At 29.5% G+C, this 13373-nt stretch carries 15 protein-coding genes and 1 tRNA gene; 8 read left to right on the top strand and 8 right to left on the bottom strand.

Annotated features, from left to right (window positions below; translation table 11 throughout):
• Positions 1-2: 2 nt before the first annotated feature.
• Positions 3-87 (bottom strand) — tRNA-Leu (locus DEFDS_RS01410).
• A gap of 106 nt (positions 88-193) precedes the next feature.
• On the opposite strand from DEFDS_RS01410, the gene DEFDS_RS01405 reads away from it, so the two are divergent.
• From DEFDS_RS01405 to selB, 5 genes are read left to right on the top strand one after another with little or no spacing between them, the layout of a single operon-like run.
• Positions 194-1093 carry a chemotaxis protein CheV gene (locus DEFDS_RS01405; protein WP_013007032.1) on the top strand — a complete coding sequence of 300 codons (900 nt, stop codon included), beginning with the start codon at positions 194-196 and terminating at the stop codon, positions 1091-1093.
• Positions 1090-1863 carry a tol-pal system protein YbgF gene (gene ybgF, locus DEFDS_RS12510; protein WP_013007031.1) on the top strand — a complete coding sequence of 258 codons (774 nt, stop codon included), beginning with the start codon at positions 1090-1092 and terminating at the stop codon, positions 1861-1863. Before DEFDS_RS01405 ends, ybgF begins: the two co-directional genes overlap by 4 nt.
• Entirely contained in the window at positions 1856-2821 is a 966-nt protein-coding gene (locus tag DEFDS_RS01395) for a LysM peptidoglycan-binding domain-containing protein (protein WP_013007030.1), read from the top strand. The genes ybgF and DEFDS_RS01395 overlap by 8 nt, the downstream gene beginning before the upstream one ends.
• Before the next feature lie 12 nt (positions 2822-2833).
• Entirely contained in the window at positions 2834-4189 is a 1356-nt protein-coding gene (selA, locus tag DEFDS_RS01390) for an L-seryl-tRNA(Sec) selenium transferase (RefSeq protein ID WP_013007029.1), read from the top strand.
• Positions 4171-6018, top strand: a complete 1848-nt coding sequence (selB, locus tag DEFDS_RS01385) for a selenocysteine-specific translation elongation factor (protein ID WP_013007028.1) — start codon at positions 4171-4173, stop codon at positions 6016-6018. Before selA ends, selB begins: the two co-directional genes overlap by 19 nt.
• 162 nt (positions 6019-6180) lie before the next feature.
• Here selB and DEFDS_RS01380 read toward each other — a convergent pair whose 3' ends face one another.
• Positions 6181-6783, bottom strand: coding sequence for a LolA family protein (locus DEFDS_RS01380; protein WP_013007027.1), 603 nt, complete (start codon positions 6781-6783; stop codon positions 6181-6183).
• 68 nt (positions 6784-6851) lie between these two features.
• On the opposite strand from DEFDS_RS01380, the gene DEFDS_RS01375 reads away from it, so the two are divergent.
• Complete coding sequence (locus DEFDS_RS01375; protein ID WP_013007026.1) at positions 6852-7199, top strand: response regulator; 348 nt, start codon at positions 6852-6854, stop codon at positions 7197-7199.
• A 248-nt stretch (positions 7200-7447) separates the two neighbouring features.
• On the opposite strand, the gene def is transcribed toward DEFDS_RS01375, so the two are convergent.
• The 6 genes from def to DEFDS_RS01345 form a co-directional block, all read right to left on the bottom strand.
• The gene (def, locus tag DEFDS_RS01370; protein ID WP_013007025.1) at positions 7448-7966 is read right to left on the bottom strand and encodes a peptide deformylase; all 519 of its coding nucleotides are present in this window, start codon (positions 7964-7966) and stop codon (positions 7448-7450) included.
• A 40-nt stretch (positions 7967-8006) separates the two neighbouring features.
• The gene (locus DEFDS_RS01365) at positions 8007-8459 is read right to left on the bottom strand and encodes a DUF721 domain-containing protein (protein WP_013007024.1); all 453 of its coding nucleotides are present in this window, start codon (positions 8457-8459) and stop codon (positions 8007-8009) included.
• Positions 8443-9459 carry a GTPase ObgE gene (gene obgE, locus DEFDS_RS01360; protein ID WP_013007023.1) on the bottom strand — a complete coding sequence of 339 codons (1017 nt, stop codon included), beginning with the start codon at positions 9457-9459 and terminating at the stop codon, positions 8443-8445. The genes DEFDS_RS01365 and obgE overlap by 17 nt, the downstream gene beginning before the upstream one ends.
• 95 nt (positions 9460-9554) lie before the next feature.
• A complete protein-coding gene (rpmA, locus tag DEFDS_RS01355; RefSeq protein ID WP_013007022.1) occupies positions 9555-9815 on the bottom strand; it encodes a 50S ribosomal protein L27 in 261 nt (86 codons plus the stop codon).
• A gap of 10 nt (positions 9816-9825) precedes the next feature.
• Complete coding sequence (gene rplU / locus DEFDS_RS01350; RefSeq protein ID WP_013007021.1) at positions 9826-10140, bottom strand: 50S ribosomal protein L21; 315 nt, start codon at positions 10138-10140, stop codon at positions 9826-9828.
• 100 nt (positions 10141-10240) lie between these two features.
• Positions 10241-11302, bottom strand: a complete 1062-nt coding sequence (locus DEFDS_RS01345; RefSeq protein ID WP_013007020.1) for a DUF362 domain-containing protein — start codon at positions 11300-11302, stop codon at positions 10241-10243.
• A gap of 93 nt (positions 11303-11395) precedes the next feature.
• Here DEFDS_RS01345 and DEFDS_RS01340 point away from each other — a divergent pair, with 93 nt between their 5' ends.
• On the top strand, positions 11396-11902 hold the full coding sequence (locus DEFDS_RS01340) for a nitroreductase family protein (RefSeq protein WP_013007019.1): 507 nt from the start codon (positions 11396-11398) through the stop codon (positions 11900-11902).
• On the top strand, positions 11889-13373 hold the full coding sequence (locus DEFDS_RS01335) for a mechanosensitive ion channel family protein (RefSeq protein ID WP_013007018.1): 1485 nt from the start codon (positions 11889-11891) through the stop codon (positions 13371-13373). The genes DEFDS_RS01340 and DEFDS_RS01335 overlap by 14 nt, the downstream gene beginning before the upstream one ends.

Here is a 13373-nt window from a genome sequence, read left to right as displayed (position 1 = left end):
AATGCCGGAGGGGGGACTCGAACCCCCACGGGATTAGCTCCCACTGGATTTTGAGTCCAGCGCGTCTACCAGTTCCACCACTCCGGCTTAGTTCAGCGTTATATAGTGAACTTTTCAAACTTTGTCAAGTTATTAAACTTGAATATGATATTTTATTATGTTATTATTAATAATAATTATAGTGAGGTGTAATTTGGCTTTGGATCATGATATTTTACTCGAAGTTGGTACAAATGAGTTTGAAGTAGTTGAGTTTATAATTGATGCTGATAAAAAATATCACTTCGGTATAAATATTGCCAAAGTTAGAGAAATCATAAGATATCCAGAAGTGGTTCGTATACCAAATGCTCATCCAGCTGTTGTTGGCTCTGCAAATATAAGAAATAAAGTTATACCCATAATAAATCTGGCTCACTGCTTAAATCTAAAAACAGATTTTGACCCTAAGAAAGCTAAAGTTATAATTACTTACTTTAATCATCAATTTAATGGTTTTGTCGTAGATGATATAAACAGAATACATAGAGTAAAATGGGCTGATATAAAAGATTATTCCACGATAGCAGATTTCAGATTAGCAGATTCTGTGCTTGGTGTGATAAAAGTTGAGGATAGATTAATTCAATTACTCGATTTTGAAAAGATTGCTTCAGAAATCAATCCAACAACTCAATTTAATGATGTTTCAATAGATTATTCTAAAACTGAAAAAAGAAAAAACAAAAAGATATTTTTAGCGGAAGATTCATTAGTAATAAGGAAACTTTTAAAAAACACTTTAAGCCAAGCAGGTTACAACGTCCAAGATTTTGAAAACGGAAAGAAACTTTTAGAAGCAGTTACACAATCTTTGCCAGATATTATTGTTACAGACTTAGAAATGCCAGAAGCAGACGGCAGCTTTATTATTCGCACTATTAGAGAAAAATTAAAGATTGAAGATTTGCCTATTATAGTATTTTCATCCCTTGCCAGTGAAGAAAATGAAAGAAAGGTTTTAAGCATTGGTGCAAACTGTTTCATTGGAAAACCTGATCTAAACATTTTAATAGATACCATAGATAAATTTTTAATAGAGGGGGCAAAATGAATATAAAAAAGACTTTTATACCAGTTTTATTACTAACCTTTACAATATCCTGTGCACAAAACAATGAGGTAATAAAACAATCAATTTCAAATTTAAACTCTGATATAATCGACTTGCAAAAATCTATTGCAGAACTTCAGCTAAATGTCCAAGAACTTGATAGAAAAATTAATGTTAATAGTGAAAATATTAAAGTAAATTCGGAAGCTATCGCCAAATTAAAAACCGAATTAAACGATGTAAAATATAAAATCGACTCTTTCAAGCAAAAAACAATTACACCAAATGCACCAACAAACACTACTCCAAACAACAATATTAGTACAGGACAAACAGTTAAACCCAATAACAACAGTGAAATAATAATTATTGAAGATGACTCAGCAGATAAAACCACAATTTATTCATATGCTTATGAACTTTATATGAAAGGTAAGTATTTTGAGAGCTTAAATAAATTCAACGAGTTTCTTAAAAAATATCCAAATGATGATTTATCTGATAACGCAATGTATTGGATCGGCGAAATATACTACAGCCAAAAAGATTATATAAAATGTATTGATACAATGAAAGATTTAATAAAAAAATATCCACAAGGGAATAAAGTCCCAGATGCTTATTTGAAAATGGCTTATGCTTACATAGAAATCGGCGATCAAGATAATGCAGTTAAATACTTAAAATATTTATTAGACAATTACCCAGCAACAAGAGCAGCTTCATTAGCAAAACAAAAATTAGACGAGCTTGGAGTAAGCTATGAATAAGATAATTATCGTAATAATAATCTTAGTTTTATCCTTTACTTTTTCTTTTGCAGAAACGTACACAGTCAAAAAAGGTGATACTCTTTGGGATATCTCAGGAAAATACTACAACGACTACTTTTTATGGCCTCTACTATGGAAATATAATACTGATATAAATAATCCTGATTTAATTTATCCTAAACAAAAACTTATTTTGCCTATTTTAAACAAAAATCTCGACAAAATAACTAAAGATAGTCAGTTTGTGATAAAGAAACCTAAGGTAAAAGAAAACTTAAGAAACCAGTCAGAATCATTTACAAAAATTAACTATGCAATAAAAAGTCTCAAGTTAAACAGTTTTGAATTTATAAAAACCTATCTGCCAAAATGTAAAATCCTTGCTGTAGAAGAAGGGAAATTTTATGCATCCAATGGTAATCTAATAAGGATATTAAATAATGGGTATAGCATCAATGATCATATAGCAATTTACCAACAAGTAGATAGAATAGATAAAAATGCACATATTATGAAAGTAACTGGTTACGCAACAATTAAATCTATAGACTCTGATAATACAGCTTTGGCAATAATAAATAAATCGTTTGAACCTATAAGTAGAGGATTTTACTGCGAAAAAAGTAATGAATACATAATTGACCTTTCTAAAACATTCAAAGATATTGACAATAATAAAGAAGGCAAAATTATATATTTTACAGATGGCGTAAGGTATGCTTCAGAAGGATTAAATGCAATTGTTTATGATAAGTCTAATGATGCAAAAGTGGGTGATATTTATACAATTTATAGGACAATAGATGAAAATGGTTATAAAAGAAAGCTTCTTGCCGGTGAAGCACAAGTTATTTATAAAAGTGGTGACTACCTAACTGTAAAACTAATAAAAACAGATTTAGAAGTAGGTTTAGGTGATACCGCAGTTTTAACAAAAATTATTGTTATGAATTAAATTAGTTTTCATATGAATCTTTACAGAAAAATACCTAAAAAAGATAAACTATTATCTTTTTTTGATGAATCTTACAATAAAAGAATATTAAACTATCTAATTGATAATGAATTAGAATTTATAAGAACAAATATCAAAAATGGAAAATTACAAGATATATCTGAAAGTGCAATTATCGAAAATGTTAAAAACAGATATTCAGAATTGATAAATGGCACATTGAAATATGTTATAAATGCCACGGGTATTGTATTACACACCAATCTTGGGCGAGCTCCAATTTCTGAAAAATTAATAGAAAATATTATTCATATATTATCTGGCTATTCCAATTTAGAATACAATTTAGAAAAAGGTGAGCGAGGAGAACGTTATCATCATGTTGTTGAATATTTAAGAATATTGACTGGATGTGAAGACGCACTGATTGTAAACAACAACGCTGCAGCAGTCTTTTTGATAAACAACACATTTAATAGAGGTAAAGAAGTCTTAATCTCTAGAAGTGAACTGGTAGAAATTGGAGGAAGTTTTAGAATCCCTGAGGTTATCAAAAATAGTGGTGCAATACTAAAAGAAGTTGGCACTACTAATAAAACAAAAGTTTCTGATTATGAATCAAATATATCAGAAAATACGTCCATGATCATGAAGGTGCATAAAAGTAATTATTCAATTGTTGGTTTCTTCGAAGAAGTAGATTACAAAGTTATTCCAGAAGTAGCTAAAAAGTATAATCTTTTATCATATTGTGATTTAGGTAGCGGAAGTCTTTTACCTATAGAAAATTGTAATGAGCCTTTATTACAAGATTTAGCAAAATACGACTATGATCTGATAAGTGCCAGCGGTGACAAACTGTTAGGCGCAGTTCAGGCAGGAATAATCATAGGGAAAAAACATCTAATAAATGAACTGAAAAAAAATCATCTTTTAAGAATGCTCAGAGTTGATAAGCTGACATTATCAATCCTCCAAGAAACTCTCAAGTGTTATATTTTAGGTAATACCAATGAAATCAAATCCCTTTCTCTATTTGCCCAAGATAAAACCTCTTTATTAAAAAAAGCAAAAAAATTAGAAAAACTACTAAAAAAACAAAATATAAGTAACCTAATTTTAAAAATAGAAGAGGTTGAAACATATACCGGTGGTGGTAGTTGCCCAATGTCAACACAACATTCCATAGGTCTTATCCTTAATCACAATAAAATAAAACCAAATACAATAGAAAAAAAATTGAGAGACTTTGATCCTCCAATTATTTGTAGGATACAAAATGATAGTATAATTTTGGATCTAAGAACAATTTTTGATAGTGACCTTAAAATTGTGGCTAACGGTATAAAATGGGCATTAAGTCAGTAATAGTTGGAACTGCAGGACATATAGATCACGGTAAATCTTCAATTGTAAAAGCTTTAACAGGGACAGATCCTGATAGATTAAAAGAAGAAAAATCTAAAGGGATAACCATAGATTTAGGATTTGCTTCTTTTAAGAAAGATGACTTGATTATTTCATTTATCGATGTCCCAGGCCATGAAGCTTTAGTAAAAAATATGATTGCTGGTGCAACAAATTTTAATATTTGTGTCCTTGTAATAGATGCAAAAGAAGGTATAAAAGCTCAGACTATAGAACATTGCAATATTATTGATTACCTCCAAATAGAAAACCTAATAGTAGCTTTAAATAAAGTTGACCTAATAGATGAAAATATTTTAGAAAAAAGACTAAATGAAATAAAAATATTTATTGAGCAATATAACTTTAAAAATATTGAGATTATTAAAACTTCTGTTAAAGACGAAGATTCAATTACAAAATTAAAAGAAACTATCATAAAATATGCCAGAAATTACACTGATAATAAGATCGATTTCCCTTTTTTGATGCATATTGATAGAGTGTTTAGTTTAAAAGGTTTTGGAACGATAGTTACAGGGACAACAAATTTTGGTATAATAAAACAGGGTGATCAAGTATTTACATTCCCAAAAAATTTAAAAATAAAAGTTAAATCTATCCAAAATCACAATGAAAAAGCTACAGAAGCAATGCCAAATATGCGCACCGCAATTAATTTAAGCGATATCAAAAAAAATGAATTAAACAGAGGTTTTATATTACATAAAGGGGACTATTACTCTACAAACAAGTTTTATGCTCAAATAACCGTTTTTAAAAATATAGATTCAAATTTTAAAATTAAATCAAATAAGAAATATTTAATATTTTACGGCACAGATTATTTTTACGCAAAAATTATCCTTTTGGATAAAAAAGAATTAACTCCTGGTAATACCTCATATGCTGTAATAATGGCAGATAAAAATATTATGACATACCCAACAGAAAGAATGCTAATTAGAAGTGGTTCTCCTCAGCTTACTATTGCAGGATTAACCTCCATATTTTGTGATGATATCTCATTAAAAAAACAAAACTTATTATCTCTCCTTCAATATATAGTTAAAAATGAAATAAAAGAAGCTCTAGCGATTTTAACTCAGGAACAAGGTTATTACATCTTCAAAAATTTACATCAACTTTTTCATATCCCTGAAAAAGAAATAAGAGATTTAATCAAAAAGTATGATTATATACTATTTTCCAATATAATTTGTTCTAAACCTAAAATAGATGAATTAATAAAAAATATAATCAATATTATTCAAAATAATGATAGTATAAACCTAAATGATCTTGACGATTTTAAAAATCTTCCGGATAGTTTAAAGGAATTTTTATTTAATAGGATAAAAAATAAACTTTCAGAAAATGAGTTCACATTTACAGTTTATACAATTTCAAAAAATAAAATAACCCCTTTTGAAAAAAAAGCTTTAGTAGCATTGTCACTTATGGAAAAAGATCTTTCTGTAACAAACCCAGCAAATCTAGTAGAGAAACTTAATATTTCTAAAAATGAAGCTGAAAAAATAATCTTTTATCTTCAAAACAGAGAAAAAATTAAAAAGATTTCAGATAATATTTTTATTCCATCTTCAGTTTTAAATACAATAGTTGACAAAAGTATTACTCTAGCAAAAGAGAAAGGTTATGTAGATATAAAAAATATAAAATCGATTATTCAAGCCCCCAGAAAAACAATCATTGCCATATTAGAATATTTAGACAAAACAAATCTTTTCGAAAAAAGAGATAACAAAAGATTTTTAAAAAATAATTAAATTGAGGATGTTACACAACAAACCAATATCTGGACAATTATCATAATCTTTAGATTACCTTGTCAACTTACGTTGCCACACAATGCCCCAAAATTGTTGTCATTGCAGCATTAGATAAACAATATGAAAACTAGAACAAGTTTTACAGTGAACATTCTCGAATTATTTTGTATAGTCAAAAACCTCAGTATCAAGTGGAACTACTATCTCAAATACTGACTCATCAATATTTTTATTTATCAAAACATCCTTAAACACTATTTCAGTGAAATTTCCCGCGTCATCTTCACTCTTCATTGTTTTTACAAAAGTATTATCAAAATCTAACAAAATATATTTAATACCTATTTCATTTTTAGGAATTAGTTTTAATCTATCTTCATTTAACAAACTAACATTGAAATTCTTTTTTAACGATCCCAAATCCATAATTAATTGTAAAATAACATTATTTTCAAAATTAATTTTTTGGCGCATTAACTGTTTTAAACTACTATCATAATATTCCATTACTCCATTTTGAAAAAGATAATATTGCCAATATGGTGAGGTATAATTCCAAAGGAGTCTTTCCCCTTTTATCAAATACACTTTTCCAGAGTAATATTCCTCACCAAACCCTTTAATTAAAGTCTTTTGTAAAAAATTTGCTTGAATGGTCTTTATTTTAGAATATTTGTTTATCAAATTATCTACATCATTTGCAAACAAAACACATGGAATTAGTAAAAAAATTAAAATTATAAAAATTTTTATTTTTCTCATTTACAACCCTTTAATATTTAATTATAAAGATTATATTATATACACAATAAATTGCAAGAGGCTTATTGATGAATATTCTCCTGATTGATGATGAGAAATCATTTCATGATATTTTGAATATTTTATCAAAAAAATTTAAATTTAATTTTTACTCTTTATATTCAAGCAATAATTTAGAAGATACTTTAAAAAACCAAAAAATTGATTATGCATTTGTTGATTTAAACCTTAAAAACGAACAAGGGTATGTATTACTAAAAAAAATAAAAGATTTATCACCTGATACCAAATGTTTTATATTCTCATCTAGCAATGTTGAGTCTTTAAAGACAGATAATAACCAATACAAAATAATTGATAAACACAAACTAGTAGAAACAATAACAGAATTAATAAACAAAACACCTGATAATTAATTTAAATATCCGTTTAAAAGCTGTTTATTGCTTACCATCCTAAATCATTGATAATTAGATAATAGGATAATGTATAATAAGATAATTTTTTGAAACCAATGTAATTTTGAGATTGCTTCGGCAACTTACGTTGCCTCACAATGACCCCAAAATCTGCCATTGAAAGCGTCAGCGAAGCAATCTGAGTAACTTATGCTACAATTACTTTGCAACATTTATATTACTGGTTGAATCAACCTTATTACTAATCAATCTAAGACATAATCCCCAGCTGCAATCCTTTTTTTGATATGCTTTTGAATTGTTTCCCTTTTAGTTGGAGATAATCTATCTATAAATAAAACACCATTGAGATGGTCTATTTCATGCTGAAAAGCCCTTGCCAACAAATCTTCTGCTTCAATTTCAACCTCTTTCCCATCAACATCTAACCCTTTTACCAAAACCTTAGCAGCTCTTCTCACATTGGCATACTCACCAGGAATGCTCAAGCACCCTTCTTCCTCAATAACCTCACCATCAGCTTCAACAATGACAGGATTTATTATTTTTATCAATTTAGACTTATCCTCACCTGCAGAAGGATCAATAACCAATATTCTCTCATTTACACCAACCTGTGGTGCAGCTAAACCAAGGCCAGGAGCAGCATACATCGTTTCAACCATATCATCTATTAGTTTTATAACACGACCATCAATTTCTTTAACTTCTTTTGACTTTCTTCTTAAAATTGGGTTTGGATATTTTACAATCTTTAAAACCATTATATGCCTCCGCTCAATATATAATAATTATAATTATAATTTATTCAACATCTAAATTCCCATTTATAAAATCTTTTAAAGAATACCTTTTGAAATAGGCCAGCATTGCTCCTTTAAACTTCTCTCTTAAATTTTCATCCTGAATTCTATTAGCGTATCTCTCAACTATCATTTTTTCTTTATCAGTTATCTCTCTAAATTTCACACTTTCAGTATCTTTTTTTTCTACAAATTGCAGTATAATTCTAATATCCTTAATACCTAAACCAAAACTGTTTAATCTTTCAATAATTTCATCTTTTACAAATGAAAATTCATTTTTTAAAATATGCTCTGATGTTGCAACGTATAAAATGCCATCTTTAATTATAAGAGGAATAGTTAATTTTGATATGAAATCTCCACAAACTTCTCTCCACAACTTAACTATTGATAATGTTTTAGATATGCTTTTTGGGAGAGTTTCGTTTAAAACCTCATTTATCTTTTTCATTTAATGATATAATCTCTTTTTCTACCCTTTTTAACAACTCTTTAACACCATTTTTTGTTAAAGCAGATACTTCGTAATAATCATTTTTTTTACCTATTTGTTCAATATATTTTCTAAAATTATCTAAAAACTCCTCATTAGCAGCATCAACTTTTGTCGCAACAATAATCTCTTTTTTCTTTGACAATTCATCAGAATACTTTTCTAATTCCTCTCTTATTTTTTCATACCTAATATCCATAGGAGTTTCAAAATCAGATGAATCAACGAAATGTAATAGCAATCTGGTTCGCTCAATATGCCTTAAAAACTGTGTACCAAGCCCAACACCTTTGTGAGCGCCTTCAATTAATCCTGGCATATCTGCTATAACAAAACTTTCACCATATTCACCTTTTACCACACCCAAGTTTGGTGTTATAGTTGTAAATGGGTAATCAGCTATTTTTGGTCTGGCAGCTGAAACAACAGAAATAAAAGTGGATTTGCCTGCATTTGGATAGCCAACAATCCCCACATCAGCTATCAATTTTAGCTCAAGTAACAGTATTTTTTCCTCACCAGGTTCTCCATCTTCTGCATATCTTGGTGCCCTTTGCGTTGGAGAAACAAACATCATATTTCCTCGTCCACCTTTTCCACCTTTGGCAACCAATACCTTCTGACCATGCTCAGTAATATCAGCTATTATCTCACCATTTTCATAATCTTTTACAACTGTACCCACAGGCACTTTTATAAAAACATCATCACCTTTTTTACCGTGCTGATCTTTACCTCTACCGTGTTCCCCTCGTTTTGCTTTATAAATAGCTTTAAAAGTTACATCTAATAATGTAGATTTCCCTTCATCACCAACTAAATATACATCACCACCATCACCACCGTTGCCACCATCTGGGCCACCACGTGGAACAAACTTCTCTCGTCTAAAGCTAACACAACCTCTTCCACCATCACCAGCTTTTACATGGATTTTTGCTACATCAATAAATTTCATAATCTAACTCTATTTTTTTATTTTATAATATAGATTTTACCAAGAACTACAACAGGAAAAAATGCAAGAAAAAAGCCCCTTTTTAAGGGGCTTGATTAGACTCTTTCAGGATATACTGAGATAAACTTACCCATTCTACCTTTATCTTCAAACTTTACATAACCTTCAATAAGTGAAAATATTGTATAATCTTTACCTAACCCAACATTTTTCCCAGGTTTAAACTTAGTACCTCTTTGTCTAACAATTATATTTCCAGCTTTTACGTATTCGCCGCCAAACTTTTTAACACCCAATCTTTTACTCTGGCTATCTCGACCGTTTTTAGTACTACCACCAGCTTTCTTATGAGCCATTTCAGCCTCCCTAACCTACTTTGATATCTTTTACTTTAATTTTAGTGAAATACTGTCTGTGGCCATATCTCTTTTTATAATCTTTTCTTCTTTTCTTTTTAAACACTAAAATCTTTTTGTCCCTACCATGCTCTAAAACTTCAACTTCTACCTTTGCATTTTCAACCACTGGGTTTCCAAGAACCAAATCCTGCTCTGTAGCCACAGCCAAAACATCTTTTATTTCAACAGTAGATCCAGCATCAACATCCAATTTTTCAACCTTGAGAACATCACCAATCTTAACTGTATACTGTTTTCCACCTGTTTTTACGATAGCAAACATCTATTATCACCTCCATTTTTACACATAAACATCGGGAATCGGTTTATATATCATTTTATCATATTTAGTCAACAAAAAATATATATTTTACTTAAAAATTTTATTTAACAACCTTAAGCTCATAATCTAAACAACCTAATCCAAGCTTCTCTGCATGTTTAAGTTGTATTAAAGGGTCGATATAGTCATAAATTTTATTAAATGGGTCATATCCCAATCTTTTTATCACCATATCATAACAAGCTTTATCAATGGCAACAGGATCAGTTGATGCAAAAAATCCTATATCCTCACATACTGGGCGATCATTTCCAGGATAACAATCGCAAGCAGGAGATATTTCCTTTGCAATATTTATATAAAGAATTTTTCCTTTAAGTGCATTTGAAACCCCATATGCATACTCAGCCATTTTTAATGATGTATTTTCAGCAGTTTCATCCCAGTTTATACCGATAGCACCTTGTGGGCAAACAGCAATACATCTTGCACAACCTGTACACTTTTCAGTAATTTCAGCATATTTACTAATAGTTATAGCATCTGAAGCACAGGCATCCTTACATAAACCACAGGCTGTACATTTTTCTGTATGAACACTTGGCCTTGTGACAGAATGCATAGCTAATTTACCTTCTCTTGAAGCACAACCCATTGATAAATTTTTTATTGCACCTCCAAAGCCAGATACCTCGTGCCCTTTAAAGTGGCTTACACAAACCATCCCATCTGAATGTACAATATCAGAAGCAAGTTTAACTTCATTTAATAACTCACCATCTATATTAATACTAATACTATTTTCCCCTCTTAAACCATCTGCAATAATTACTGGCACCTGTAATGTAGAATAATTAAATCCATTTAAAAAAGCATTATGAAGATGATCCACACTGTTTGTCCTCATACCCACATAAAGAGTATTAGTATCTGTTAAAAACGGTTTTACTTTAATATTTTTTAGTATCTCGATAACCGGTCTTAAAAATATAGGTCTGATAAATGCTGTATTACCAAGCTCTCCAAAATGGGTCTTTACAGCAATCAAACTCCCCTTTTCAAAAATATTTTCTGGTTGCAGCCTTTTAAATAACTTTTTTAATTTATTCAGCGGTGAGTTTAACTTTTTGTTATCAAGTGATGCATAATATACAACAGCCATTATCTCCTCCAATTTATAGACTTTACATAGCTTATTAATGAATATATAATCTCATTAGAGTTAATTTAAAGGAACATAATATGAGGTGATATTATGGATTTTTATAAACTTGTCAACAAAAGATACTCGGTTAGAGGGTATTTATCAAAACATGTTGAAGACGAAAAAATAGATTACATACTGAAAGTCGCAAGACTTGCTCCAAGTGCAGCCAATAGACAACCTTGGAAAATTTACATTATTAAAGATAAAACTGTTAAAACCGCACTTTGCGAAGCTTATCCAAGAAGCTGGCTCGAAGAAGCACCAATAATTGTGGTTTTTGTAGGACTAACCGACAATAACTGGATAAGAAATGATGGTAAAGATTACCTTTTATGTGATGTCACAATCATTGCTGATTATTTCATTCTTGCTGCTACAGAGCAAGGATTGGGTACCTGTTATATAGCAGCTTTCGATGAAGCCAAAGTAAAAGAAGCTCTAAATTTACCAGAAAATGAGATACCTCTACTAATGACACCTTTAGGATATCCAAAAGATGGCGCTATTAGAGAAAGGAAAAGAAAAGAGTTAGGTGAAATAGTTGTCACTATTTAACTCAAACATTATAAAAGAACACTTTTATGAATTAATTATTATTGCAGCTTTAATCGTTTTATTTTTCTTTACCAAGCTAATTATTGGTAGATTAACGAAAAAACTAAGTATAAATAAGTCATTAAGTAAAACACTAAATTTTCTATTTATAGTTTTAGTAATAGAATTAGCAAAAAATAAAATGGTCTTTTCACCATTTCTAACAAAACTTCTATCTTTTACTGAAGTTTCTTTAATATTTTTGATATTTTATAATTTGATAGTCAAAATCTACATAGAGGACTTTCTAATCAAGCATAAAAAGAAATATATTAAACACATTTTAATAGATATAGTAAAACTTATTATTCTTATCATTTTTGTATTATCGATTTTGAGAATAGTTTTTAATATAGATATTATTACTATCCTGACACCTTCTGCTATTTTAACTGCAATTATAGGTTTATCCATGAAAGATACAATCGGCAATCTGATTTCGGGGCTCATAATTCAGATTGAAAAACCTTTTGATGTTGGTGATTGGATAAAAGTTGATGATCAAACAGGGGAAGTAGTAGAAATTAACTGGCGCTATACCAAACTAAAAACATTAGACAACGTCTATCTCATAATACCAAACAATACTATCTCTTCTGGTAATCTGTTAAATTTCAACAAACCAGAAAAATCTCTAAGAATTCTTCTTGGTATTGGCGTTAGTTACGACACTCCACCAGCAAAGCTCAAGCAGGTAGTTTCAAAAGTTTTAGAAAACTGCATATATGTTGATAAAAGTAAAGGGATAAATATTTATTTAAAAAATTATAATGATTTTAGTATAGATTATGATATTGCATTCTGGATTAAAGAGTACAAATTTTTACGTGATGCAAAAGATGAAATTTATTCATCACTTTGGTATGAATTTAAAATGGCAAATATAGAAATACCTTTCCCAATAAGAACAATAATCAACAAAGACACATCTGAAGAAAAACCTGAAGAAGTTGATAAAGATACTATAAATATACTCTCTCAAATCCCTATTTTTGAAAGTATTTCTACAACTATCTTAGCAAATATCGTTCGTTTTTCATTTATTAATCAATATGCAGAAGGTTCTGTAATAGTTAAAGAAGGGGATTCTGGTGATACAATGTATATAGTTTTAGAGGGGACATTAGAGGTAAGTAAATCAGGCAAAAAGATTTCTGAATTATCAAAAGGTGCAATGTTTGGTGAGATGAGTCTTTTAACAGGGGAAAAAAGATCTGCAACAGTAACTGCTATAACAGACTGCAGACTACTTGAAATAACAAAACCTGTATTCAAGGTCTTCTTGCACAATACAAGTTTATACAGAAATATAGAAAAATTAATTGAAGAGCGCTCAAAAAAGTTGAAAGAATTTGACAATAACGATAAAAAACTTGATACACAAAGTACACAAAGTTTATTAGATAAATTTAAAAATATTTTTAACATTTGA

This window comes from Deferribacter desulfuricans SSM1 (genome assembly GCF_000010985.1).
GTDB lineage: Bacteria > Chrysiogenota > Deferribacteres > Deferribacterales > Deferribacteraceae > Deferribacter > Deferribacter desulfuricans.
The sequence above is the reverse complement of the archived record's forward strand: the minus strand, read 5'-3'. Positions and strand labels throughout refer to the sequence as shown.

What these genes read in the sequence shown, in the direction of transcription:
- DEFDS_RS01365 (WP_013007024.1), bottom strand. Translation starts at nt 8,459, where the DNA reads ATGAAAAAGATAAATGAGGTTTTAAACGAAACTCTCCCAAAAAGCATA.
- DEFDS_RS01375 (WP_013007026.1), top strand. Translation starts at nt 6,852, where the DNA reads ATGAATATTCTCCTGATTGATGATGAGAAATCATTTCATGATATTTTG.
- def (WP_013007025.1), bottom strand. Translation starts at nt 7,966, where the DNA reads ATGGTTTTAAAGATTGTAAAATATCCAAACCCAATTTTAAGAAGAAAG.
- DEFDS_RS01395 (WP_013007030.1), top strand. Translation starts at nt 1,856, where the DNA reads ATGAATAAGATAATTATCGTAATAATAATCTTAGTTTTATCCTTTACT.
- DEFDS_RS01380 (WP_013007027.1), bottom strand. Translation starts at nt 6,783, where the DNA reads ATGAGAAAAATAAAAATTTTTATAATTTTAATTTTTTTACTAATTCCA.
- selA (WP_013007029.1), top strand. Translation starts at nt 2,834, where the DNA reads ATGAATCTTTACAGAAAAATACCTAAAAAAGATAAACTATTATCTTTT.
- rpmA (WP_013007022.1), bottom strand. Translation starts at nt 9,815, where the DNA reads ATGGCTCATAAGAAAGCTGGTGGTAGTACTAAAAACGGTCGAGATAGC.
- obgE (WP_013007023.1), bottom strand. Translation starts at nt 9,459, where the DNA reads ATGAAATTTATTGATGTAGCAAAAATCCATGTAAAAGCTGGTGATGGT.
- rplU (WP_013007021.1), bottom strand. Translation starts at nt 10,140, where the DNA reads ATGTTTGCTATCGTAAAAACAGGTGGAAAACAGTATACAGTTAAGATT.
- DEFDS_RS01345 (WP_013007020.1), bottom strand. Translation starts at nt 11,302, where the DNA reads ATGGCTGTTGTATATTATGCATCACTTGATAACAAAAAGTTAAACTCA.
- selB (WP_013007028.1), top strand. Translation starts at nt 4,171, where the DNA reads ATGGGCATTAAGTCAGTAATAGTTGGAACTGCAGGACATATAGATCAC.
- ybgF (WP_013007031.1), top strand. Translation starts at nt 1,090, where the DNA reads ATGAATATAAAAAAGACTTTTATACCAGTTTTATTACTAACCTTTACA.
- DEFDS_RS01340 (WP_013007019.1), top strand. Translation starts at nt 11,396, where the DNA reads ATGGATTTTTATAAACTTGTCAACAAAAGATACTCGGTTAGAGGGTAT.